General features: G+C 66.1%; 19 protein-coding genes and 1 pseudogene. 12 read left to right on the forward strand and 8 right to left on the reverse strand.

Annotated features, from left to right (window positions below; all coding sequences use genetic code 11):
- Window positions 1–230 precede the first annotated feature (230 nt).
- The 8 genes from LuPra_RS14570 to LuPra_RS14605 all read left to right on the forward strand — a co-directional run bounded on the left by LuPra_RS14570 (window position 231) and on the right by LuPra_RS14605 (window position 8,352).
- Complete coding sequence (locus LuPra_RS14570; RefSeq protein WP_110171423.1) at window positions 231–917, forward strand: 3-keto-disaccharide hydrolase; 687 nt, start codon at window positions 231–233, stop codon at window positions 915–917.
- Complete coding sequence (locus tag LuPra_RS14575; RefSeq protein WP_110171424.1) at window positions 917–2,128, forward strand: nucleoside permease; 1,212 nt, start codon at window positions 917–919, stop codon at window positions 2,126–2,128. Before LuPra_RS14570 ends, LuPra_RS14575 begins: the two co-directional genes overlap by 1 nt.
- Window positions 2,129–2,240: 112 nt before the next feature.
- Window positions 2,241–3,017 carry a HipA family kinase gene (locus tag LuPra_RS14580; protein ID WP_110171425.1) on the forward strand — a complete coding sequence of 259 codons (777 nt, stop codon included), beginning with the start codon at window positions 2,241–2,243 and terminating at the stop codon, window positions 3,015–3,017.
- The gene (locus LuPra_RS14585) at window positions 2,995–3,396 is read left to right on the forward strand and encodes a DUF3037 domain-containing protein (RefSeq protein WP_110171426.1); all 402 of its coding nucleotides are present in this window, start codon (window positions 2,995–2,997) and stop codon (window positions 3,394–3,396) included. The genes LuPra_RS14580 and LuPra_RS14585 overlap by 23 nt, the downstream gene beginning before the upstream one ends.
- Window positions 3,397–3,452: 56 nt before the next feature.
- Window positions 3,453–4,586, forward strand: coding sequence for an IS630 family transposase (locus LuPra_RS14590; protein WP_110171427.1), 1,134 nt, complete (start codon window positions 3,453–3,455; stop codon window positions 4,584–4,586).
- Between the two features lie 632 nt (window positions 4,587–5,218).
- Complete coding sequence (locus LuPra_RS14595) at window positions 5,219–5,776, forward strand: hypothetical protein (protein ID WP_110171428.1); 558 nt, start codon at window positions 5,219–5,221, stop codon at window positions 5,774–5,776.
- A gap of 204 nt (window positions 5,777–5,980) precedes the next feature.
- Window positions 5,981–7,129 (forward strand): cysteine desulfurase family protein, encoded by a 1,149-nt coding sequence (locus LuPra_RS14600; protein WP_234800889.1) that lies wholly within the window; start codon window positions 5,981–5,983, stop codon window positions 7,127–7,129.
- 251 nt (window positions 7,130–7,380) lie between these two features.
- Window positions 7,381–8,352, forward strand: a complete 972-nt coding sequence (locus LuPra_RS14605) for a sugar phosphate isomerase/epimerase family protein (RefSeq protein WP_110171430.1) — start codon at window positions 7,381–7,383, stop codon at window positions 8,350–8,352.
- A gap of 132 nt (window positions 8,353–8,484) precedes the next feature.
- On the opposite strand, the gene LuPra_RS14610 is transcribed toward LuPra_RS14605, so the two are convergent.
- Complete coding sequence (locus LuPra_RS14610; protein WP_234800890.1) at window positions 8,485–8,940, reverse strand: DUF411 domain-containing protein; 456 nt, start codon at window positions 8,938–8,940, stop codon at window positions 8,485–8,487.
- Between the two features lie 153 nt (window positions 8,941–9,093).
- Window positions 9,094–10,500, reverse strand: coding sequence for a M28 family peptidase (locus LuPra_RS14615; RefSeq protein ID WP_157899197.1), 1,407 nt, complete (start codon window positions 10,498–10,500; stop codon window positions 9,094–9,096).
- Window positions 10,501–10,730: 230 nt separating this feature from the next.
- On the opposite strand from LuPra_RS14615, the gene LuPra_RS34530 reads away from it, so the two are divergent.
- The 3 genes from LuPra_RS34530 to LuPra_RS34535 all read left to right on the forward strand — a co-directional run bounded on the left by LuPra_RS34530 (window position 10,731) and on the right by LuPra_RS34535 (window position 11,535).
- Window positions 10,731–11,114 carry a BrnT family toxin gene (locus tag LuPra_RS34530; RefSeq protein WP_110171432.1) on the forward strand — a complete coding sequence of 128 codons (384 nt, stop codon included), beginning with the start codon at window positions 10,731–10,733 and terminating at the stop codon, window positions 11,112–11,114.
- Window positions 11,023–11,220 (forward strand): hypothetical protein, encoded by a 198-nt coding sequence (locus LuPra_RS33280; RefSeq protein WP_418001402.1) that lies wholly within the window; start codon window positions 11,023–11,025, stop codon window positions 11,218–11,220. Before LuPra_RS34530 ends, LuPra_RS33280 begins: the two co-directional genes overlap by 92 nt.
- A 93-nt stretch (window positions 11,221–11,313) precedes the next feature.
- On the forward strand, window positions 11,314–11,535 hold the full coding sequence (locus LuPra_RS34535) for a CopG family ribbon-helix-helix protein (protein ID WP_418001417.1): 222 nt from the start codon (window positions 11,314–11,316) through the stop codon (window positions 11,533–11,535).
- Here LuPra_RS34535 and LuPra_RS14630 read toward each other — a convergent pair.
- From LuPra_RS14630 to LuPra_RS34775, 5 genes and pseudogenes are all read right to left on the reverse strand, one after another.
- Complete coding sequence (locus tag LuPra_RS14630) at window positions 11,518–13,413, reverse strand: CRTAC1 family protein (RefSeq protein ID WP_162271401.1); 1,896 nt, start codon at window positions 13,411–13,413, stop codon at window positions 11,518–11,520. The genes LuPra_RS34535 and LuPra_RS14630 overlap by 18 nt on opposite strands.
- A 101-nt stretch (window positions 13,414–13,514) precedes the next feature.
- On the reverse strand, window positions 13,515–14,996 hold the full coding sequence (locus tag LuPra_RS14635) for a tetratricopeptide repeat protein (protein WP_110171434.1): 1,482 nt from the start codon (window positions 14,994–14,996) through the stop codon (window positions 13,515–13,517).
- 187 nt (window positions 14,997–15,183) lie between these two features.
- A complete protein-coding gene (locus LuPra_RS14640) occupies window positions 15,184–18,420 on the reverse strand; it encodes a TonB-dependent receptor (RefSeq protein WP_162271402.1) in 3,237 nt (1,078 codons plus the stop codon).
- Between the two features lie 440 nt (window positions 18,421–18,860).
- Complete coding sequence (locus tag LuPra_RS14645; RefSeq protein ID WP_157899198.1) at window positions 18,861–21,188, reverse strand: TonB-dependent receptor domain-containing protein; 2,328 nt, start codon at window positions 21,186–21,188, stop codon at window positions 18,861–18,863.
- A 644-nt stretch (window positions 21,189–21,832) separates the two neighbouring features.
- Window positions 21,833–22,165, reverse strand: a pseudogene (locus LuPra_RS34775) (carboxypeptidase-like regulatory domain-containing protein); the annotation flags it as partial.
- A 339-nt stretch (window positions 22,166–22,504) separates the two neighbouring features.
- Here LuPra_RS34775 and LuPra_RS14655 point away from each other — a divergent pair.
- Window positions 22,505–23,728 (forward strand): DUF6807 domain-containing protein, encoded by a 1,224-nt coding sequence (locus LuPra_RS14655; RefSeq protein ID WP_110171438.1) that lies wholly within the window; start codon window positions 22,505–22,507, stop codon window positions 23,726–23,728.
- Between the two features lie 179 nt (window positions 23,729–23,907).
- Here the strand turns inward: LuPra_RS14655 and LuPra_RS14660 are convergent, their stop codons facing one another.
- Complete coding sequence (locus LuPra_RS14660; protein ID WP_110171439.1) at window positions 23,908–25,020, reverse strand: phosphotransferase; 1,113 nt, start codon at window positions 25,018–25,020, stop codon at window positions 23,908–23,910.
- Window position 25,021 lies beyond the last annotated feature (1 nt).

Consider the following 25,021-nt stretch of genomic DNA (forward strand, 5'->3'; position numbering starts at 1 on the left):
CACCCGGCAGTGGCGACTCGGGGCGCTCTGCGCCGGCTCCGCCGACGACTGTAGCCGTCGACCTTCCACCTCCGCCAAGGCTACGGCGGACAAGTCAGGTCGACGGCATGCCCGAACCTGCGGAATGCTCGACGCCTGCCGTCGATCTGGCGCTGGAGAATGCCTCTATACTGCAGCGCTGACCACGCTGGGGCGCTGTGCACCCCGCCGATCTCCCAGGAGTTCTCTCGATGACGCGGATTGCATCTCTGGCGCCTATCGCCATTCTGGGCCTGAACGTCGCGGCGTTCGCGCAACCGGCCGCGGCCACGAAGGACGCGGGCTGGACGGCGTTGTTCGACGGCAAGTCGTTGGCCGGCTGGCGCGCCTTCAAGAGCGAGACGCCGCCACCCGGATGGATGGTCAAGGACGGTGTCCTCGTGCACAGCGGCACGGGCGGCGACCTGATGACCGTCCGCGAGTTCGGGAGTTTCGAACTCGAACTCGACTACAAGATCGCGATCGGCGGCAACAGCGGCATCATGTACCGCGTCGTCACCGAGGGCGATGCGCCCTACTGGAGCGGCCCCGAGTACCAGATCCTCGACAACGAGCGTCACCCCGACGCCAAGAACGGCCCGGACCGGCTCTCCGGCGCCAACTACGACCTGATCGCGCCGTCTGCCGCCGTGAGCAAGCCCGCAGGCGAGTGGAACACCGCGAAGATCGTCGTCCAGGGCAACCACGTGGAGCACTGGCTGAACGGCACCAGGGTGGTCGAGTACGAGTTCGGCAGTCCGGCCTGGACGACGCTGGTGGCCGAAAACAAGTTCAAGGCATGGCCGATCTACGGCAAGGCCGCCAGGGGACACATCGTGCTCCAGGATCACGGCAACGTCGTCGAGTTCCGCAACATCCGGATCAAGGACCTGAACTGATGCCGATCGCCGTCCGCCTCAAGCTCTCCCTCCTCATGTTCCTCCAGTACTTCATCTGGGGGACGTGGTACGTGACGATGGGGCCGTACCTGAACGAGACGCTCAAGTTCAGTGGCCCGCAGCAGGGGCTGGCCTATGGCGCCACCGCGCTGGCAGCCATCGTCTCGCCGTTCTTCGTGGGCATGGTCGCCGACCGGTTCTTCGCCACCGAGAAGATTCTGGCGGTGCTGCACCTGGTGGGAGGGCTGCTGCTGTTCTACGTCTCGACCCTCGACAGCTTTAGCACCTTCTATCCGGTGCTGCTGATCTACACCTTGTGCTACATGCCGACGCTGGCCCTGGCCAACTCGCTGTCGTTCCGGCAGATGAAGGATCCCGGCAAGGAGTTCCCCGGCATCCGGGTGCTCGGCACGATCGGCTGGATTGTCGCGGGTTATGCGATTGCGGTGCTCGGGTTCGGCACCAGTGCTGGCATGTTCCAGGCGGCCGCGGCCGCCTCGATCGCGCTCGGCCTCTACAGCTTTGCGCTCCCGCACACGCCCCCGACCAGCGTCGGCCACGCCGTCACCATGCGCGACATTCTCGGCCTCGACGCACTCGCGCTGATGAAGGAACGCTCGTTCCTGATCTTCGTGCTCGGCTCATTCCTGATCTGCATCCCGCTGCAGTTCTACTACGGGCTCGCGGGCACGTTCCTCAGCGAGATCGGCGTGGCGAATGTATCGAGCAAGATGACGCTCGGTCAGTGGTCCGAGATCGGCTTCATGCTCCTGATGCCGTTCTTCTTCGTCCGGCTCGGCGTGAAGTGGATGCTGATCGTCGGCATGATCGCGTGGACGGTGCGCTACACGTTGTTCGCCCTCGGGGATGCAGGCGCGGGGATGTGGATGCTTTACGTTGGCATCCTGCTGCACGGCATCTGCTACGACTTCTTCTTCGTCACCGGCCAGATCTACGTCGACAAGAAGGCGCCGGCGCATCTGCGCGGTGCGGCACAGGGCTTCATCGCGTTCGTCACGCTGGGCGTCGGCATGTTCATCGGCTCGCTCGTGTTCGGACCGGTCGTCGACGCCTACAAGCTGGTCGACGCCTCGGGCGTCGTCAGCCACACCTGGTCCGCCATCTGGGTCTTTCCGGCTGCCGCCGCATTGCTGGTGCTCGTCCTCTTCGCCGCGATGTTCAACGACCGCGTGGCGACCGAAGCAAAGTAGGACACGCGCCATTTCACAATTTCAGAAGTTCAGAATTCCACTACCGCCGCCACGCGTAGGACTGTCCCGGTGGTGGTGAAATTCTGAAATTCCTGCAATTCTGCAATTCCTGATGTCGTCCCTCCGCACCGTCCACGTCACACGCTACGTGACGCCGCTTCGCGAGGGTGGGTCCCTCCCGGCGATCATCGAAGCCGATGACGATGGACTCTACGTGCTCAAGTTTCGGGGCGCGGGGCAGGGGCCCCGCGCGCTGATTGCCGAACTGGTGTCAGGCGAACTGGCGCGGGCGCTCGGCCTGCCGGTGCCGGAAGTGGTGTTTGTCGACCTGGATGCCGATCTGGCGCGGACCGAGCCAGATCCGGAGATCCAGGAACTGATCCGGGCCAGCGCAGGCCTCAATCTCGCGCTCGACTATCTCCCCGGATCGGTCGCCTTCGACCCGGTCGCGGATCGGGTCGATTCCACGCTGGCGTCCGAAGTGGTCTGGTTCGACGCGTTCACGGCCAACGTCGATCGCACCGCGCGCAACACCAACCTCCTGATGTGGCATCGCCGTCTGTGGTTGATCGACCATGGCGCGAGCCTGTATTTCCATCACGGGACACCGGCGGCGGAGTTCGTCCTCCGCGCCGACGATGCCTTCCCCCGCATCAGCGAGCACGTGCTGCTCGGGCGTGCATCCGCGATCGGCGAGGCCGACATGCGGCTGACACCACGGCTCTCGGACGAGGTGATCGACGGCGTGACCGGGCACATTCCCGACGCCTGGCTTGGCGAGGGCGCGGAGGCGCAGCGCACTGCATACGCAGACTACCTGCGCGCGCGTGTTCGCGGCGCGCGATCGTTCATGGAGGAGGCGACCCGTGCGCGACTGTCACGCGTATGACTACGCCGTGCTCCGGGTCGTGCCGCACGTCGAGCGCGAGGAGTTCGTCAACGTCGGCGTGATTCTCTCGTGCCCCGAGCGCCGCTTCCTCGGCACGCGGGTGCACCTGGATGCCACGCGACTGAAGGCGTTCGCGCCGACCCTGGATGAGGATATCGTCCGCAGCCACCTGGCATCGTTCGAGGCGGTGTGCCGGGGCGGGGCAGACGCGGGCCCCATTGGCGCGCTCCCGGCGCGGCAGCGGTTCCACTGGCTCGTGGCGCCCCGCAGTACCGTGATCCAGACGTCGCCGGCGCACACCGGCTGGTGCCGCGACCCGGAGGACACGCTCGAGAGATTGTTGCGGCAGTACGTCATCACTGACGCCTCTAACGCCTAGTGTAGTGTCCAACAAATAGATGGACAACGTATACGGGACGGCGTAGGGTCAGAGGCATGCCCGCTGCTGTTCCCCCGATCAGCCTCAGTGCTACCGACCGGGACGAAATCGACCGGTGGTTGGACGCCCAGAACACCCCGCAGCAAGTCGCGTTGCGCAGTCGCATCGTGCTGGCAGCGGCGGCCGGGCACTCCGACTCCGGCATCGCCGCCGACCTCGGGATCAATCGGAAGACCGTGATGTTGTGGCGTGCCCGATTCGCGGCAGGCGGCCTCACGAGTCTCTGGGAGATCGCGCCGGGGCGGGGGCGGAAGGCGACCTATGACGGCGCCAAGATCAAAGCGATCGTCGACACCACCCTGCAGACGCGGCCGGAGGGGACGACCCACTGGAGTTGCCGCCTGATGGCCGCACGTCAGGGCGTCAGTAAGTCCACCGTCAGCACCATCTGGCGCAGCCATCATCTCCAGCCGCATCGGGTCACGCGGTTCAAGTTGTCGCGGGACCCGCACTTCTTGGCGAAGCTCACCGATGTCGTGGGGCTCTACCTGAATCCGCCGCAGCAGGCCCTGGTGCTGTGTGTCGATGAAAAGAGCCAGATTCAGGCGCTCGATCGTACGCAGCCGGGCCTCCCGTTGAAGAAGGGCCGCTGCGGCACGATGACGCATGACTACAAGCGCAATGGCACGACGACCCTGTTTGCCGCCCTGGAGATCTTGGAAGGACGGGTCGTCGGCCAGTGTTACGAACGCCACCGACACCAAGAGTTCGTCAAGTTTCTGCGCACGCTGGACCACGAGTTTCCTGGCCCGGTGCCATTGCACTTGGTGTTAGATAACTACGGCACGCACACCCATCCCACGGTCCGCGCCTGGCTCGCACGGCATCCGCGCTTTCTCCTGCATTTTGTCCCGACCAGTTCCAGTTGGCTCAATCTTATTGAACGGTGGTTTGGGGAACTCACCGGGAAACGTGTCCGCCGCGGATCGTTCGCCAACGTGGAAGAATTGCAGCAAGCCATTCAGGAGTTTCTGGCCGCGTGGAACGCACACCCGAAGCCATTCGTGTGGACGGCGACCGTGCAACGGATCGAAGAGAAGCTCGCACGCTGCCGCCAAACGCTCGAGCAAATTCAGCCCGGCTCCACGCAGCCGCGCCGCCGACGGCGGTCCAAGGCGTTGTCCAGTTAATTCTCGGACACTACACTAGCGCCTACAGCCGACCGCCTACGGCCGACCGCCTACGGCCTACGGGTTTGCGGCTGCAGGCTGCAGGCCGCAGCCTACTGCGTACCACGCACGGTTGTAGGCGCCGACCTTCAGGCCGGCGCTGCCACGCGCCTGGTGTCGCCATCTTTCAGGAAGATCACTGACCGTCGACCTGACTTGTCCGCCGTAGCCTTGGCGAAGATGGAGGGTCGACAGCACGCTTGCCGGAAGGTCGACGGCAACGTGATAACGCCAAACGCCAGACGTCGAACGCCAACAGCAAGGACCTGAGCCCTGAACCCTGCGACCTGAGGCTCTACCGACTTGGGTCCTGAGGCCTGAGACCTGAGACCTGAGCCCTGCGGCCTGAGCGAAGAGCCCTTGAGACCTGTGACCTGAGACCTGAGACCTGAAGCCGCAGGCTGCAGGCTGCAGGCCGTAGGCCGGACGTGCAACGTTGGCGCGCGACGTGCAGTAGTCCCTCTCGTCAGCGTGCGCGCCGCCACGGCGATCACGACGCTGCGGCCTCGCGGCCGCGGCTGGCGTGGTCCCTTCGTGTGGCGTGCGTGCGACCAGAATCGTCAGTGAGCGCTCAGACCTGTAAGGAGACGTACATGAACGTGAGGGGATGGTCCGTGATCTGGGCGCCGATGGCCCTGGTCCTCGCCTGTGGGCTTTCCGGCTGCTCGTCGTCGGCGCCCGCGGCGGAGGTGTCGGCAGCCGCGGCGGTCAACGGACCCGCGGCGCCCAAGGCCCTGGAGGACGCCACGGCGACCGTCTTCGAAGACGAGGAAGCGCACGCCGATCGGCCGCCGCACGGCGGCGTCGTGGTGGCGCTCGGACCGCATGCTGCGCATGCCGAGGTGGTGGCCGTGCCCGACAACGGCGAACTGTCGCTCTACGTGCTGGATGCCGAAGGGCAACCGGGGCAGCGCATCGCCCAGCCGAAGGTGGTCGTGGACGTCGAGACGAGCGGGCGCCTCGTGCGACTGGAGATGGTGGCCGCCCCGGACGAGGGCCTCGGGGAGCGTGTCGGGGATGCGTCGCATTTCGTCGTCAAATCGGACGAACTGCTGCGCATGGCCGCCGCGAAGGTCACGGTGAAGTGGCTCGGCGTCAACGGGCAGGTTTACAGCGACGTGGTCGTCGACTGGGCAGCGGCGGCACCCTGACACGTCTCCCTTAACGGATTCCAGCGCGATTGGGTAGGGACGGCTGTCCCAGCCGTCCATGTCCTCTGTTGACACCGATTCGCGCAGCAGATGGCCGGCTGGGACAGCCGGCCCTACCGTCGACGAGGTCAGCTGTTTGCGCACCGCTGGCGCGGTGTAGCACAATCCGGGCAGATCCGCAGTGGACCGCGGAGAGCCCACGCCGTGCCCATCTACCTCGACTATCACGCGACGACCCCGGTGGATCCCAGGGTGTTCGCCGCCATGACTCCGTACTTCATGGAGATCTTCGGCAACCCCGCGAGTACCAGTCATCGCGTCGGGTTGCAGGCGCGGGCCGTCGTCGAGCAGGCCCGCCAGCGGATCGCGACGGCCCTCAATGCGTCGTCTCCGCGCGAGATCGTCTTCACGTCCGGTTCCACCGAATCCAACAACCTCGCCATCAAGGGCGTGGTGCGCATGTACGAATCGCGCGGCCGTCACGTCCTGACGGCTGTCACGGAGCACAAGTGCGTCCTCAACGCCTGCAAGGCGCTGCGTGACGACGGCTACGAGGTCACCTTCCTGCCGGTGGCCAGCGATGGTTCGCTGTCGGTTGCCGATGTCGAAGGCGCCCTCCGTCCAGACACCGTGCTGGTGTCGCTGATGCACGCCAACAACGAGATCGGCGTGATCCACGACATCGCCGCGATCGGCGCGGTGTGCCGGGCCCGGGGCGTGCTGGTGCACACCGATGCCACGCAATCGTTCGGCAAGGTGCCCGTGGACGTGCAGGCTTTGCACGTGGACCTGCTGTCCATGAGTGGTCACAAGATGTACGGCCCGAAGGGCGTCGGCGCGCTCTACGTGCGCACGCCCTGCACGCTCGCGCCCCAGCTCGATGGCGGCGGCCACGAATTCGGCCTTCGCAGCGGCACCCTGAACGTGCCCGGCATCGTTGGTCTTGCCGATGCGGTCGTGCTCGCCGGCGCAGACCTCCAGACCGACCGTCACACGCAGCGCGCGATGCGCGATCGACTCTGGCTGGCGCTGCAGGACGCCTTTCCGTCGGTGCTGCTGAACGGGCCCGATCCGATCGCAAGTCCTGACCGGCGACTGCCCAACAACCTCAACGTGAGCGTGCCCGGCGCCGCCGGTGACGCCCTGCTCGCGGCCCTCGGTGACGACATCTGCGTCTCCACGAGCTCGGCATGCACGAGCGCATCCGGTGAGTCCTCGCATGTCCTCAGCGCGATCGGCCGCGAGGAAGGCCTCACCAACCTGCGCATCAGCGTCGGGCGCCCGACCACTCTCACCGAGATCGACCAGGTGGTCGCGTGCATCAGCAGGGCCACATTAACGCCTAACGCCTAACGTTTAACGGGAACGCTTGACGCTTGCTAACGTTTGGCGCCTTACGGCTTGCGGCTCATGTCTTGTTGGCCTGAGGCCTGAGGCCTGAGACCTGAGACCTGAGACCTGAGACCTGAGACGTGAGACGTGAGCCTTGAGCCGTGCGTCCCCCTGGAGCCCGCAGGCTGCAGGCCGGAGGCTGGTGATACCAAATGCCTGATGTTCGAAGGCCCACGGCCGACCGACTAAGGCCGACAAGGAGTCCGTCACTGATGTCCATTTCTCGTCGTGCGTTGTTGGGCGCCGCTGGCACAGCCGCAGCTGCCGCGGCCCTGCAGGTCGTCCCGTCCTCGTCTGCGTTCGCGCAGCGTACCGGGCCCACTCCGGCATCGCTCGGCAAGGGGCCGGGCCGCATCAAACTTGGCGTGTCGTCCTACTCGTACTGGCACTTCCGGCCGGAGAACGACCCGTATCCGATCGAGAAGGTCATCGAGCATGCCGCGTCGGTCGGCGTCGAGGGCGTGGACATCCTGCACCGCCAGATGAAGGGCGAGGACAACGCGTACCTGCAGCGCCTCAAGAAGCACGCGTTCGTCAACGGCATCGACCTGATCGCGTTGTCCATTCACCAGGGCTTCGTGTTCCCGGATGCCGCCGAGCGGCAGAAGAACATCGACCACACGGTGCACTGCATGGAACTGGCCTACGCGATGGGCATCCCGTGCCTGCGCCTGAACACCGGCCGCTGGAACACCACCAAGTCGTTCGACGACCTGATGGCCAACAAGGGCATCGAGCCAGTGCTGCCCGGTGCGACCGAAGCCCAGGGCTTCGAATGGTGCATCTCGTCGATCGAGAAGTTGTTGCCGACCGCCGAGAAGCTCGGTGTGGTGTTGGCCCTCGAGAACCACTGGGGCCTGGCACGCACCGCCGACGGGCTGATGCGGATCGTCGACGCCGTCAACTCGCCATGGCTCGGCGTGCTCGCCGACACGGGCAACTTCCTCGACGATCAGTACGCGCAGTTCGAGAAGATCGCACCAAAGACGGTCTTCGTGCAGGCCAAGACGTACGAGGGCGGCGGCGAGTGGTACTCGCTCGACATCGACTACGCCCGCATCGCGAAGATCCTCGCCGCGCAGCAGTATCGCGGCTATGTCTCGCTGGAGTTCGAAGGCAAGGCGCCCGCCCAGGAGGCGGTGCCGAAGGCCGTCGCACAACTGCGGGCGGCGTTCAAGGGGTAGGGGAGGACTTACGTCTCAAGGCTCAGGTCTCAAGCAAGACATGCGACCTAAGACCTGAGACCTGAGACTTGTAGCCTGCGGCCTGCAGCCTACCGCCCGGCCTGCAGGCTGTAGGCTACAGGCTGCAGCCTGTCAGTGTTTCGCAAACACGCTCGTCTTGCCGCCTTCGGTGAAGGCGAGCGTGTCGTACTTCTGCGGGTTCGCGCCTTCCATGCCCGGCGAGCCGACCGGCATGCCGCGCACGGCGATGCCCTTGATGGCGGGTTTCTCCGCGAGCAGCTTCTTGACGTCGGCCGCGGGCACGTGGCCCTCGACGACGTACGGTCCCACCAGTGCCGTGTGGCACGACGTGGCGGTGGGCGGTACCTTCTGCTGCTGCCGGATGCTCGTCAGGTCGTCACGATGCTGCGTTTCAACCGTGAAGCCGGCCGCCTTGAGGTGCTCCACCCACTTGGTGCAACAGCCGCAGGTGGGCGTCTTGTACACGACCACGGTCGGAAGTTTGGCTTGCGCCGCGGCGATCACGCCGGCGAGTGTCAGGGTCATCACCAGCGCGCCACTGAAACGCGCCACGAAGGTCTGGGTCACCGAATCTCTCCTCGCCTCACACCTTACCATCGTCATTGGTGGGACGGCTCTCCGAGCCGTCCATCGCCTACCCCGCCGAACAGGGGACCATTCGGCGTCGGCCATGGACCGCTCGGAGAAAGCGAGGGTCATGGACCGCTCGGAGAGCGGTCCCTACCTTGGTAACGGTGTCTCCATCTCGGCGGCCATCCACGTGACGACGGCGATCGCCGCGGCCGCCTTGGCCATCTCCTTGGGGTCGATTCGCTCGACCGTATCCGCGGGCGTGTGGTGAATCTGGAAATACCTCGCCGCATCACCCGCGAGTGCCATCGTCGGCACCTGGCCGGCCTGCGCGATCGGGCCGATGTCGGCGCCGCCACCGCCCGGCCCGAGAGGTGGGAAGCCGAGCGGCTGCAGCAGGTCGACAACGTCGGCCATCATCTGGCGCGCGCGCTCGTTGCCGGAAAAACCGAGACGCATCGGTTCGAACACGCCGATGTCTGACTCGAGCGCCATGACGTGCTTCGACGCCGAGGCCACGTACCCGTCACGGTACGCCGTGGCGCCGCGCAGGCCGTTCTCCTCGTTCGTGAACAGCACCACGCGCACGGTCCGGCGCGGGTGCAGCCCGAGCTTCTTCATGAGACGCGCGGCCTCCCACGTGACGATGCACCCGACGCCATCGTCGGAGGCACCGACTGCGGCATCCCAGGAATCGAAGTGCCCGCCGACCACCACGATCTCGTCGGCCCGCTCCCGCCCGGTGACCTCGCCGATCACGTTGGCGCTCTCGACGTCTGGAAGCGTCGCCGCCGCCATCCGAAGCGTCACGGTGACCGGCACGCCGCGTGCGGCGAGACGGGCGAGGCGCTGCGAGTCCTCCACAGGCAGGGCCGCGGCAGGAATCTGCGGCGTACCCTGCAGGTAGCTCACGGCGCCCGTATGGGGCGTCCGCAGGCCGATCGGGCCAACAGAGCGCACGAGCACGGCGACGGCGCCATGACGGGCGGCGTTGATCGCGCCGTTGGCGCGATACGCGACCGTCTGGCCGTAGCTCGTGAACGGCACGTCGTACAGGACGACGCGCCCCGGCACATCGGAGGCGCGCTTGTTCAACTCGTCGAAACTGCGAACCACGATCAGCGGGGCAGTGATACCGCCGGCTGGCGTGCCCACACTGCCGCCGAGCCCCAGCATGACCAGTGGCGACCGGACAGGTGTCTCGATCGCGAGCGATTCCTCGCCGCGCACCCAATGCGGCGCCATCGTCTTCTCGAGCCGGACGTTCTCGAGTCCGTCACCGCGCATCGTCTCGGCTGCCCACTCGCACGCGAGCTGCAGGTTGCGCGTGCCAGTCAACCGGCCGCCGAAGGTGTCGCACAGCTCGGCGAGACGGTCCCATGCCGCGGTGGAGCCGACACTGGCGTCGACGAGTCGCTGCACGTCGCGTTGGTAGGGCGTGAGCCACGCGGCGACGGCACTGCCGGCCGATGTCTGCGCCTGCAGGTCTGAACGGGACACCTGCGCGGCAGCGAGGACGGCGGGCACTGTGGTGAGGAAGCGGCGACGGGTCGGCATCGGGGCGATTATCCGGGAAGTGCAGGATTTCAGGCGCCCAGAAATTTGACTGCCGCCACCGGGGTCATGAGGGTCCAGGTGGCCACCCGGCCGCTCCCCAATAGACTCTACGGAACAAAGCCTGCTACGCGTCCCGCGCATGTCCCCCAGCTCGTGCCCGTCGGGGCCGTCGGCTCCAACCCGTTGTCAACCGGACAAACAACGACTCGGTATACTCGAACTGAGGCGAAATGGATTTCGAGTGGGATCCAGTCAAAGATGCCGACAACCACTCGAAGCACGGCGTCACGTTCAAGGACGCATCAACCGTATTTGGCGACCCGCTGGCGGTGACAATCGCGGATCCGGATCATTCGAGCGACGAACAGCGATTCTTGACCGTCGGGGCGACGGCTCAGCAGCGACTGCTGATCGTCGCCCATACTGACCGAGACGATCGGATTCGCATCATCAGTGCACGGCCCGTGACGAGTGCCGAGCGCCGAACATACGAACATGACGGACAAGAAACCGACCGATGGAATGAGACCGGAGTACGACCTCACCGGTGGCGTGCGAGGGAAGTACTACGAGCGGTATCAGCAAGGCACGAACATCGTGCTACTCGAGCCTGATCTCGCCAGGGTGTTTCGAGACTCTGGTTCAGTCAACAAGGCGCTGCGCGTGTATCTTGCCGAGCACGGTGAGCCACCTCCGTCGAAAGCGCGAAAGGCCGGCTAAGATCTGGAAGGCGGGTTTCTATGCCGCCATGCGCGGCCGGTACTTGGATGCGATCACGCGGTTGCTCTGGCCATGCCAAAGACCTAGGTCGCCCTGACGCTCGACCCTGAACTGCTCGACCGCGTGGACCACCTCGTGGCCCGGCAGCGCTTCCGCAATCGTAGCCAGGCGATTGAGGCAGCGCTCGCGGTAAAGCTGTCTCGATTGGCCCGCACTCGCGTGGCCGAGGAGTGCGCCAGGCTCGACCCGACGGAGGACCGTCTGCTGGCCGACGAGGGCCTGGGGGCTGCGAATGAATCATGGCCCGAATACTGAGGGGCGAGATCGGCGGCTGATCTCATGCTCGCGGTCCACTACGAGGCCGCTCACGCGCTGCTGTACGCCGTCGGGCCAGGTCACGGTGGCAGTGATCGGACCGGCACTGGCACCCAGGCCGACGTACAGCCGATCGTCAGAGGACGAGAGGTAGCTGCCGCCGGAATGGACGCGGCGCACGATCGGCGGCTGGCCTGGAACGTCGATCCGCACCGAGGCACCGACGGCGCGCCTGTTCGTCTTCGGCTGCGTCAATCTCAGTCGCAGCCAGTGACCGGCACCGCTGGTGACGTTGTGCAGCAGGCGGACCGGGCCGCCGTTGTTGGTGACGACGACATCGACGCGGCCATCGAGGTCGAGATCGCCGAGTGCCGCGCCCCGACCGACCCCGAGCAACTCCAGGCCCGGCCCGGCCTCGGCGGTGACGTCCCGCAGACGCACGGTCGCGTTCGGCGATGTAGACGGCCGGCTTGCGGTGAGGGGGACGGGTGGCGGGTGGTTCTGAGATGGACGGCTCAGAGAGCCGTCCCTACCATCAATGGGCGGCGGGTTCCCGGCACCCGTCACCCGTAACCCGATTCCCGGTCCTGTGGTGAACAGCTGATTGCGCTGGCGGAAGGGGTTGGGTGTCGCGCGCAGGCTCGGAATCAGGTTGACGGCGCCGTTGGCAACGAACAACTCGAGCCAGCCGTCGTTGTCGGCATCGAACCAGTCAGCGCCGAATCCGGTCATCATCGCGGTCGGCGCTGCCAGTCCCACCGCCGCGCGACGGTCCTCGAAACCCCCTTTGCCATCGTTCTCGTAGAGCACGAACGTTTCGCCGACGATGTTGGTGACGACGAGGTCTTCGTCGCCGTCGCGATCGTAGTCGCCCGAGGCGATGCCCATGCTGCCTTCCGGACGTCCCGCGGCGTTGTACGCGGTGCCGGCGAGCAGGCCCATGTCCTCAAAGGTGCCGTCGTGCTGGTTCATCCACAGCTGGTTCGGCGTCGCGTCGTTGGCCACGTAGATGTCGGGCCAGCCGTCGGCGTCGTAGTCACCGATGGCCACGCCAAGCCCGTTGCCATCTGCGCGCGTGATGCCGGCCTTCTCGCTCGCGTCCTCGAACGTGCCATCGCCGCGATTGCGCAAGAGACGATCGGGCACGGGACGATAGGCCAGCGGCGCGCAGTAATCACGCTGCCCGGCGGGCTCGGCGCACGGCTTGTTGCCGGCTGGCGTGAAGTCCACGTAATTGGCGACATACAGGTCGAGGAAGCCGTCGCGGTCGTAGTCGAAGAACGCAGCGCTGCTGCTCCAGCGTGGGTCGTTGGCGTTGGCCGCGGCGGTCACGTCCACGAAGCGTCCGTCGGCCTCGTTGCGAAACAGCACGTTGTCGCCGAACGTGGTGACGTAGAGATCGAGATCGCCGTCGTTGTCGACGTCGCCGACGGCCGTGCCCATGCCCTGTGCAACAAGCCCGACACCAGCCTGCGTGGTGACATCGGTGAACCGCAGCGTGCCGCCAGGCTTGTCGAGGTCGTTGCGAAACAACCTGGAGGTCGGAGGTTCGGGGGGCGGAGATGGACGGCTCCCGCCTTCGCCAAGGCTGCGGCGCGCAGGCAGAGAGCCGTCCCTACCTGCCGCCGCCCGGTGCCCGGTGCCCGGCGGGTTCGCGTCAGTTCCCGGAGCACCCTGCACGAGGAAGACGTCGAGATCGCCGTCGTTGTCGTAGTCGAACACGGCCACGCCCGCGCCCATGATCTCCGGCAGCCAGTAGTCGCCGCGGGCGCCGTTGTCGTGCACGAAGCGTAGTCCGGTTTTGTCGGCGATGTCCTCGAAACGAGGTCTGCCAGGCTGCTGGGCGTGTAGCATCAGCCCGCTGACCATGAGAAGCATGGCGATGCAGACGTGATGGCCGGCTCGGAGAGCCGGCCCTACCCTGTGAGTACCCGGCACGTCGTGCGGGCAGGCTGCAGGCTGCAGGCTGTAGGCCATGGCTATTTGAGTTTCTCCAAATCCCTCTCGATGGCTGCCGCGACGTCGGCGAGGCCGTAGCGCCGCGCCCTGGCCAATGCCTCTTCGCTCAAGCGACGGCCGGTCGCGATGTCGCCCTTGCGCACGTGCAGGGCAGCGGCGGCGTGCATGTACCGCACGCTCTCCGCATCGTCGGGAAGGGCCAGTAGCGAAAGTTGCGCGAGTGCGTCGTCGAGACGCCCTTGCGCGACCAGGATGCGGGCGAGGTTGAAGCGCAGGCCGCGCACGCGAGGATTGGCCGCGACCGCCCGACGGTACGACCCTTCCGCGACGGCGAGCCGGCCACTGCTTTCCTGGATCAGGCCGAGCGCGTTGAGCGCCTCGGCATCCTGCGGGTTGGCCTCGACGGCAAGACGCAGGATGGGCTCGGCGCGCGCGGGCTCCTTCACCGCCAGCAAGGCGAGCCCGAAAGCACGGTGCGCCTCGGCCAGTTGCAGGCCGCGTGCGGTCACCGCACGGTAGTGCTCCTCGGCCTTCGCCATGTTGCCGGTCCGCGCGTACAGCGTGATCAGGTTGACGTGCGCCTGCAGCAGCGCCGGGTCCCGCACCAGCGCGTCCTCATGAAGGGCGATCGCCTTCGCATCTTCGGCACGCCCGGCGAGACCCAGGCCGCGCTGCAGCAGCGCCCTGGCGTCGTCGCGGACGGCAGCGAGGCGGGATGCGTACGGGTCGGCCGGCATCGGCCAGCAGTTGAGACACTGCTGCTGCCTGGCGATGGAGGCGCGGGCGGCTGCCAGGTCGCCGGCCTTGCGATGGACCTGGGCAAGGGCGTAGTGCGCAGCGCCGAAGGTCGGCACAAGCGCGACGGCGCGCTCGAACTGCGTGCGGGCCGTGGTCATGTCGCCGTCGACGATCGCAAGCCGGCCGAGTCCGTACCGCGCGGCAGGCTCGGCGTCGGGCATGGTGACGGCGAGGTCATACGCCGCGCGCGCCTCGGCCAGTCGTCCGGCATCGAGCAGCGCGTCGGCATGACGCAACGCCAGCAGCGGTGACGGCGCCAGCGCAGTGGCCTTGCCGAAATACTCGGCGGCGTCGTCGTGGCGACCCATCCGGGTCGCCAGCGTGCCCGAGAGGGCCCACCAGTCGACGGCTGTGGGCGCAAGTCGCCGGGCCTCGGCATAGACCGTGACGGCAAGCTCGTATTGCTCCCACGCGTGCAGCACGAGACCGAGTTGTCCGACTGCCTCCGCGTCGTTCGGACGGCGCGTGGCGGTTTCACTCGCGGCGCCAATCTGGGCGCGGGCGTCACTTGGATAGCTGTCGACAGGAATGGTTCGCCAGTCGGCCGCCGGCTGCAGCATCAGGGCCGACGCCAGCATCAGGGCGGCGAGGCGCACGAAGAGCACACGGGCATTACAGCACGGTTGGTAGGGCCCGCTCTCCGAGCGGGCCGTCTCCGCGGCGACACGATCGATGTACGGCCGATGACGTCCACGGTCGGACATGGACGGCTCTCGCCTTCGCCAAGGCTCCGGCGCGCAGGCGGAGAGCCGTCTGGACGGCTCGGAGAGCCGTCCCTACCAACAAAAAGCCCCGGCAGCCTGTGGGCTACCGGGGCGAAGGTCACCCCACGAGGGGAGACGTCAGAGTTGGGTAGGGCCGGGCTCGGAGAGCCGGCCCTACCTGGATTCACTAGAACGCGAAGCGCAGGCCGAGCTGGATACGCCGCGGCGTTCGGGCCAGCGTACGAAGACGCATGAAGTTCAGCGACGTGATGGCGCGATCGGCGGTGGCCGGGCTGGCCCACTGCGTATGGTTCAGCACGTTGCTCGACTCCGCACGGAACTCCATGCGGTAGCGGCCAACCGGGATCGCCTTGAACAGCGAGAAGTCAAGGTTCCAGTTCGACGGCCCACGGAACGAGTTGCGCCCGCTGTTGCCCCAGGCGTTGCCTGGCTGGCTGAACTGGCTCGGGTCGTACCACGGGCCATTGGGCCCTGCCTCGTTGAAGTTGCCTTCGAGTTCGCCGCTTACATTGCCGGTCTGGAGGCCACCCTGCTGGTTCAGAAGGGCGTTGTCACCGGTGACGGAAAACGGCGTGCCCGACACCCACGACCCGATGCCGTTGATCTGCCATGCCTTCAGGAGCATCGCGAGAACGCCCGAGTCCTCCCTGAACCACGGCAGTTCGTACACGAAGCCCATCTGGAGCATGTGCGGGCGGTCATACCCCGCGCGCGCGTAGTTGCGTCCGATCTGTGACGGCTGGTTCCAGCTCAGGCCCACCCATCCATCGTCATCGGCCTCGTTGAGCGCCTTCGAGAAGGTGTAGGCGCCCTTGAGGAGGAGGCCATTCCTGAACGGACGGTTCACGGCCATCTGGAGCGAGTGGTAGCGCGCCTTGGTGCGCGCGCCCCACAGCAGGATGTCGGCGGTGCCTGCCTGCGCGGAAAACTGCCGATTGGCGTTGCCACCGCTTTCCGCGTAGTTCAGGTTGAGGTCCGCGTAGCCGTTGTTGGTCGCGGTACCCACGTATCCCGTGCTCAGTGAGATTTCGCCGGGAAGGCGGCGCTCGACGAACACGTTCCACGAGTCGATCGTGCCGCGCTGCACGTTGCCGACCTCTGGCGTGCGCATGGTGACACCGCGCGGCAGGGGAGTGACGCCGGTCGAGAGGTCGGGGTTCGCCGCCGGAGGAATGCCCAGCCCGATATCGCCGTACGGGATGGCCGCGACGGGCCCCGTGGCGCCATAGGCGATCGTGGACGGGTAGAACCCGCGAAGCGGCCGCGACCACGGGAGTGGGTTGAACGTACGACCGTAACCGGCACGGAACACCGTGTCGTCGTTGATGCGGTAGGCCGCACCGACGCGGGGCGCAAACAGGTTCTTCTGCGACTCGTAGCCCAGGTCGCTGCTCTTTTCGCTGAAGAGCACGTTGAACGTCGCCAGGTCGAGCTGCTCGAAGCTGCGGTCGTCACGCTGCATGAGCGGGTAGTACTCCCAGCGGAGACCGGCATTGAGCGTCAGCTTGTCGCTCACCTGCCAGCGGTCGTTGATGTACAGGCCGTACTGGTCCTCGTTCGTGGTCATCTCCTCGAACTGGACGCTCTTGCCATACTCGCTCATCTGGCCAAGAAGGAACGCACCGTAGTTGTTCCAGATAGTGGCCGAGTACCCCGGAATGCCCGTGATCGCGCCGTTGAAGCTGAACGTGCCACGGGGGTTGTTGAATTCGGGCTGCCAGTGGTCGAGACCGAGCTTGACGAGGTCGAAGCCGGAACGAATCTCGTGCCTGCCGGCGACCTTCGTGACGTTGGTCGAGAACGTGTAGTTGAACTCGCGGCGCTGGACCGGTGTCCACCCGTCGTTGTTGCCGATTACGCCCAGTCCCGTGTTGATCTGCGGCATGCCCGAATACAGGAGCGGGTCAGCCGAGCCGGGGCCGGTCGTGCCGGCGCTGTTGGTGCCGGGGATCTTGAACAGGTCGAGCCCGTAGTTGGTGCCGTAGTCAGGACCCCGCGACGCGTGCTCCATCACGTTGGACCCGAACGTGGCGTCCCAGATCAACGTCGGGTTGATCGTGTAGGTCTGTCCGATGCTCCACAGATCCACCGTGGTGTCGCCGCCGCCGGGCTCGTCGAAGGGCAGCTTGAAGAGTGACTGCACCGACGCGTCCATCATCGAGTACTTGGCCCAGATCTGGTTGGCGGAGGTGCGGTTCCAGTTCACCTTGAAGTCGACGTTGTCTCGCTTCGCCTCTGGGAAGCGTGCGACTTCATAGTTGTTCTGCAGGCCGCTGTTCGTGCCGGCTGCGTTCGGCGCCGGGTACTGCGACTGGATGGTCTGCGAGATCGAGCTTATCCGGCTGGCCGGAATCACCGCACCGGGGAACTCGGCCCGACCGGCGCCGGTCGACTGGTTGCCGGTCGCGGGGTCGTACAGCTTGAAATTGGGGTTGACGGCGAGCACTTCGCTGAAGTCGCCCTGGCGCATCCTCGCCGTCGGCACGGTGAACTGCTCGACGAAGCTGTTCTTCTCGAGGTTGCGCTCCCAGCCGCCGAAGAAGAACAGGTTGTTCTTCTTGATCGGACCGCCGACGGTGCCGCCAAGGATGTCGACGCTCGACTCCGGATTTTCCAGGGTAGTCAAATACCCCTGGCGCGCGTTGAAATTGTCCTGGTTACGGAACCAGAACGCCGAACCCCTGAACTGGTTCGTGCCCGACTTGGTCGCGACCGACACCGCGGCGCCGCCGGTCATGCCCTGCGACGCGTCGAAGCTGTTGGTCGAGATGTTGACCGTCTCGATCGTCTCGACTGGCGCGATGTAGCCCGCGTGGTGCGGAAGCCACACGTTGATCGAGGCCGCGCCGTCGATACGCGTCACGTTGTTGTTGTTGTTGGTGCCGTTGACGTTGGTCGCCAGCGCGCGGGCCGGCGTGTCGACCTGATTGTTCTGCGTCACAGTCGGCGTGGCACCGGGTACCAGGTTCATCAGGCCCTGATAGTTCCGGTACTGGTTCAGCGGCAGGTTGACGACATCGGCAGGCTTGAGGTTGACCGAGACGTCAGCCTTGTCGGTCTTGAGCAGGGCGGAATCGGTCGTGACCGTGACCGATTCGGTCAGGGCGCCGACCTCGAGCTTCCCGTCCACGCGGGAGACGTCGTTCTGAGCCACCGGCACGCCGGTCTGGATGTACTCCTTGAAGCCCTGCAGGGAGGCCTTCACCGTCCAGGTGCCGGGCTGCAGGTTGCGGATGGCGTAGGCGCCCGTCTCGTCGGTCACACCGCTGACCTGGAGGCCGGTACCCTCGTTCACCACGGTCACGGTCGCGCCAGGAATGGCCGCGCCAGAATCATCAGTCACCGTACCGGCAATCGTGCCGTACAGCGCTTGTGCCGACGCATTGGCTGGCAGCAGCGCCACGGCTGCTGCGAGGGCAATGGCCAGGCCTCTTGCTAGAAGAGTTCGAACAAGGATCACTAACACCTCCGGAGGGGGTTTGAACGGACAGCACTTGGACACAGGTGCAACCTTTACGCCACTCCGTTGCGGACACCGGACCCTGCCCACGGTTAGTCTGTTAACTCTTTTAACAGTAGAGGGTTGCCTCTGATCCCACGACTAGTAGAAAAGCATGAGGTGGGAAGCCGCTACACCTCACCCGCGCAAACTCCAGAGATTTGGACGCGGGTTCTCCGGATTTTTGGAAGAGGCCTCGGATGGCCATGATTCGCACCGTGGGGGGACAAACAAACGCCCCGGCAACCTGCTGGCCACCGGGGCGAAAGGTCACCCCTTGAGGGGAGACTCAGGACTCAGAGTTGGGTGAGGGCCGGGCTCGGAGAGCCGGCCCTACCTGACTGCTAGAAGGCGAAGCGCAGGCCGAGCTGCACGCGCCGCGGCTGGCGGGCGAGCGTCCGGATGGTCATGAAGTTCGCGTTGGTCATGTCGGTAACCGGGTTCGCCCACTGGGTGTGATTGAACACGTTGGTCGACTCCGCGCGGAACTCCACGCGTCGCTTGCCGATCGGGAACGCCTTGAACAGGGACAGGTCCAGGTTCCAGTTGGCGGGTCCGCGGAACGCGTTGCGTCCCGAGTCGCCCCACGCGTTGCCGGGGTTGTACGTGAACTGGCTCGGGGCGTACCACGGCTCGTCCGGGCCGGCCGTACCGAAGCCACCCGTCAGCGCGCCCGAGACGTTGGCGGTCTGGGTGCCACCGACCTGCTGGAGCAGGCTGTTGTCGCCGCCCACCGTGAACGGCGCCCCCGACACCCAGGAACCGATGCCGTTGACCTGCCAGGCCTTGAGCAGCATCGGAACGATACCCGACGCATCGCGGAACCAGGGCCGTTCGTAGACAAAGCGCATCTGGAGCATGTGCGGACGGTCGTAGCCGGCGCGCGCGTAGTCGCGGTCGATCTGCGACGGCTGGTTCCACGTCAGGCCCACCCAGCCATCGTCGTCGGCCTCGTTGAGCGCCTTCGAGAACGTGTAGGCGCCCTTGAGGAGCAGGCCGTTCTTGAACGGACGGTTCAGCGCCATCTGCAGCGAGTGGTAGCGGGCCTTCGTGCGGGCGCCCCACAAGAGGATGTCCGCGGTCCCCGCCTGCCCGAAGAACTGGCGGTTGACGTTGCCGCCGGTCTCCGCGTAGTTCAGGTTCAGGTCGGCGTAGCCGTCATTGGTCGCCGTGCCGACGTAGCCCGTGCTCAGCGAGATGTCGCCCGGCAGTCGCCGCTCCGCGAACACGTTCCACGGATCGATGGTGCCGCGCTCCGAGTCGTTGGCGTCGGCCCAGCGCATGTCCACGCCACTCGGCAGCGGCACGTTGCCGCTGGCGATGTCCGGATTGGGCGCGCCGGGGATGCCGGCCGAGAGCGGGCCGTAGGAAATGAACCCGTTCGGCCCCGCATCGGAATAGGCGATCGTCAACGGGTAGAAGCCGCGCATCGGGCGCGACCACGGCAGCGGATTGAACGTGCGGCCGTAACCGGCACGGACCACCGTGTCGTCGTTGATGCGGTAAGCGGCACCGAGGCGCGGCGCGAACAGGCCCTTCGACACCTTGATGCCGAGATCGTCCGCGTTACCGCCGACTCCGCCGAGTGCGACGTTGAACGTCTGGAGGTTCAACTGCTCAAGACCGCGGTCCTCACGGCTCATGAGCGGGTAGTACTCCCAGCGCAGGCCGGCATTGACGGTCAGCTTGTCGTTGACCTGCCAGCGATCGTTGACGTAGATGTCCATCTGGTTCTCGCGCGCCGTCATCACTTCGAACTGCACGCTCTTGCCAAAGCCGCTCGTCTGGCCGAGCAGGAACGCGCCGTAGCTGTTCCAGGCATTGCTCGAGTACCCCGGCACGCCGGTGATGTCGCCGGAGAAGTCGAAGTTGCCGCGCGGGTTGTTGATCTCGGGCTGCCAGGGATCGAGGCTGAGGTGCACGTAATCGAAGCCGCTACGGATTTCATGCCTGCCCGCGACCTGGGTCACGTTGGTCGAGAACGTGTAGTTCTTCTCGAGGCGCGTCACCGGCGTCCAGCCGGCGTCGTTGCCGAGCACCGCGAGGCCGGTGTTGATCGCCGGCATGCCGGAGTAGAAGTCCGCATACTGGCCCTGCGATCCGAGGCCGGTCGTGCCGGCATTGTTGCTGCCCGGGATCCCGAACACGTCGAGGCCGTAGTTGGTGCCGAAGTCGGGACCCTGCGAGGCGTGGTCCATGACGTTGGAGCCGAACGTCGCGTCCCAGATCAGGGTCGGCGAGATCGTGTAGGTCTGTCCGAGCGACCAGAGCTTCACCGTCGTGTCACCGCCACCGGCCTCGGTGAACGGCACGTAGAAGAGGTCCTGCACCGAGGCGTCCATCATCGAATACTTGCCCCAGATCTGGTTGGACGAGGTGCGGTTCCAGTTGACCTTGAAATCGTAGTTGTCGCGCGTGGCTTCGGGAAAGCGGGCGATTTCGTAGTTGTTCTGGGTGCCGTTGTTGGTGCCCGCGACATTGGGAAGCGGGTACTGGTTCTGGATCGTCTGCGAGATCGAGCTGATGCGGTTGGCGGGAATCAGCGCCCCGCCGAACTCCGCACGACCGGCCCCGGTCGACTGGTTGCCGGTCGCGGGGTCGTACAGCCGGAATGCCGGGTTGTCCGCGAGCACTTCGCTGAAGTCCCCTGTGCGCATCTTCGTGGTGGGCACCGTGAAGGTCTCGATACGGCTGTTCTTCTCGAGGTTGCGCTCCCAGCCGCCGAAGAAGGAAGAGGTGGTTCTTCCTGATCGGGCCACCCACCGTGCCGCCGAGGATGTCCACCGACGACGGCGGGTTGTCGGCCGCCGAAAAATACTGCTGGCGAGCGTTGAACTCGTCCTGGTTTGCGGAAGAAGAAGGCCGAGCCACGGACTTCGTTGGTGCCCGACTTGGTCGCCACCGACACCGCGGCGCCACCGGTCATGCCCTGCGAGGCATCGAAGGAGTTGGTCGAGATGTTGACCGTCTCGATCGTTTCTACAGGCGCCACGTAGCCAACGTGATGCGGCAGCCACACGTTGATCGAGGCCGCGCCGTCGATACGCCTCACGTTGTTGTTACGGTTGGTGCCGTTGACGTTGGTCGTCAGCGCGCGGCCCGGGGTATCGGTCTGCGCGTTCTGGAGGGCCGTCGGCGTTGCGCCGGGCACCAGGTTCATGAGCCCCTGGTAGTTCCGGTACTGGTTGAGCGGGAGGTTGACGACGTCGGCAGGCTTGAAGTTGACCGAGACGTCCGCCTTGTCGGTCTTGAGCAACGCGGTTTCGGTCGTCACCGTGACCGACTCGGTCATGGCGCCCACCGACAGCTTGCTGTCGATGCGCACGACGTCGTTCTGGGCAACGGGGATGCCTGTGTGCACGTATTCCTTGAAGCCCTGGAGGGAGGCCTTCAAGGTGTAGGTGCCAGGCTGGAGGTTGCGGATGGCGTATGCACCCGTGTCGTCGGAGACCGCCGACACCTCGAGCCCGGTGCCCTGGTTGGTCACCGTGACGGTCGCGCCTGGAATGAACGCACCCGAGTCGTCCACCACAGTGCCGGCAATGGTGCCGTAGAGCGCCTGCGCCGCGGCCGGGGCCGGGAGCAGGGCGATCACCGCGGCCAGCACGCATGCCAGTCCGCCGGTGAGAAGGGTTCGAACAGACTTCACTCACACCTCCGACTTTGCGGGGTGTGGGGACCGACAACGCCTTCGCCCAAGGCAACCTTCGGGCCACCGCGGCCGAAAAGCATGCACGGTACGAGCGTGTGTCCCTAAGGTCTTGCAGCGGCACTCTTTATCGCCATGCTGCGACTAGCGCAAACGGGTGAGGACAATCGGCAGGGTCGGGGACTCGCGCGATCTCCGGAAGGTTGGACCCTCAATCTCCGGATTATTGGAGAGGCAGCCGCCCTTTGGTAGGGCCGGCGCGACGCCTCCAGCCTCCAGCCTCCAGCCTCAAGCGTCAGGACTCGCGCGTAGGCGCGCCGTTCTGCATTACGCTCGCGCATGCCCAACCTACGGGTCGTGCTGGCACTGGCCGGTCTGACGGCCGGCGCGTCGTTGCTCGCGCAGCCGACGACTCCCTCGTCGACGCTGCCGCGGTTGGTGATCGAGGCCGGCGAGACGGCACGCACGCACACGCTGATCACGGTGCAACTGCCGGCGACGGTACGCGGCGCCGATCTGCAACTGCGCCACGAGCAGACCGGCGAGACCGTGACGCTGCAGATCGGGCCCTATCGCGAGGCCTGGGCCGTGGTGCCGTCGATTCCGGCGGACAAGGCCGTGCGCTACCGGATCGAGCCCTCGCTGAAGGGCGCCGCGCCGGACCGGGTGACGGCGACGCGCGAGGTCTCGCGCGTGCGGGTCGCCGTGGACGGCAAGCCCGCCTTCACCTACGTCGGTGAGCCGCTGCGCCTGCCGTCGGGCATCGAGGACGTCTACGAGCGCGGCGGCTACATCCACCCGGTGCTGACGCCGTCAGGGCGACGGGTGACCGAGGACTATCCGCCCAATCACAAGCATCACCATGGCATCTGGGCGGCCTGGACGAGCACCAGATTCGCGGGCCGCACGCCGGACTTCTGGAACATGGGCGACCGGAAGGGCAAGGTCGAATTCGAACGCCTCGCGCGAGCGTGGTCGGGCCCTGTTACCGCCGGCTTCGAGGCCCGCCATCGCTACATGGACCTGCTCGCGCCCACTCCGATGACGGTCCTGCTCGAGGACTGGCAGGTGATTGCCTACGCGCCGGTTGCCGCGGCTCGTCCGGCGTACGTGTTCGACCTCGCGATCACCCAGGCACTGACGGGCACGAGCCCGCTGGAGTTGCCGACCTATCGCTATGGTGGTGTCGGCATGCGCGGCCGAATCGAGTGGGACGGCAAGGACAAGACGTTCTTCCTCACGTCCACTGGCCGTGGCCGCCTGTCGGGCCACGGCACACGGGCCACGTGGGTGCACATGAGCGGTGACGTCGATGGACAGCGGGCCGGCATCGCGATGCTTTCGCACCCCGACAACGTGCAGTCGCCCCAACCCATGCGCATCCATCCCACCGAGCCCTTCTTCAATTTCGCGCCGCAGCAGGCAGGCCCGTTGACGATCCGGCCAGGTGAGGTGTTCCGGATGCGCTATCGCTTCGTGGTGATGGATGGCCCGCCGGATGCGACCCTGCTCGACGCGATGTGGCAGGACTACGCGTTGCCCGTGCGCGCAAGGGTCGAATAGCGGTCACCGCGCTTTCACGAAGGTAGGGACGCCTCTCCGAGGCGTCCATCTCCGAAGCGTCCATCTCCGAGGCGTCTATCTCCGACATGTCGCAACCGGAATCGTTGGCCGAGCCGATGGACCGCTCGGAGAGCGGTCCCTACCTTCCCAGCGGTCCCTACCTTACCCATGCGCATGCCTTACCCATGCGCATGCTTGCGGACGATGGCCTGATACGCGTCGCGCTGGCGTTCGATCGACGCCATCAGCGCCATCTGCGCGCGGGCGCGATCCAGGTTGTGGCCGGGGTGATGAATCCGGTAGTACGTATCGCCCTGCACGTGATCGCCGAGGAAGCGAATCGCCTGTTCGAAGGCGAGCAGTTGCCCCGAAAACGCGAGCCAGTCGATCTCGGCCGGCTGCAGGAAGGTACCGGCGGCCGAGAGGTAGCCGCGCACGAGCGCCTCGAACATCTCCGGACGCGACGCGACCTTCGAGACATCGCGCTCGTCCTCTGCCGCGGCATTGGTCGCGGTGCGGACCATGTCGCCGAAATCGATCGGCGCCAGCCCCGCCATCGTCGTGTCGAGATCGACGACGCACAGCGCCTCGCCCGTCGCGACGTCCATCATCACGTTGTTGATCTTCGTGTCGTTGTGGGTCACGCGTTCGGGGACGGCGCCAGCCTCTGCAGCCGCAATGAGCCGATCGGCGTCAGCTTCGTGCGCGAACGCGAGGGCGATCAGATCCCGGCATGCGTGTGCGCGATTGCACGGGTCCGCATCGACCGCTGCAGCAAACGCGTCGAACCGCCTGCGGGTGTGATGGAAGTCCGGGATCGTGTCGTGCAGCCGATCGCCCGGCAGGTCGGCCAGCAGTGCCTGGAACTGGCCAAAGGCGCGTGCGGCCGCTTCCGCCTGCGCCGGCGTCTCGACGATGTCGTAGGTGCGCGTGTGCTCGATGAAGAGGTAGGTTCGCCAGACGGCGCCCTCGTCATCGATCACGTAGGGCCGGCCGTCGCGGGCGGGAACGAGCGTGAGGGCACGGCGCGAGGCGTCGGGGAGGCCCGCGAGGCGAGTCGCGGCGTGCGAGAGCACACGCGACACGTTGTCCATCAGGCGCAACGGCTCACGGAACACGTGCCCGTTGATCCGCTGGTGCACGTAGCGGACACGCGTGCCGGCCTGGTCGTACGTCGCGGCGTACGTCTCGTTGATGTGCCCGCTGCCGTGCGGCGCGGCCTCGACCAGGGTGCCGTGCACCTGGAAGCAGGCACCAAGGGACCGCAGATCGCGGGCACGTCCGTCGTTCATC

Origin of the sequence: Luteitalea pratensis (assembly GCF_001618865.1) — a bacterium.
Classification (GTDB): Bacteria; Acidobacteriota; Vicinamibacteria; order Vicinamibacterales; family Vicinamibacteraceae; genus Luteitalea; species Luteitalea pratensis.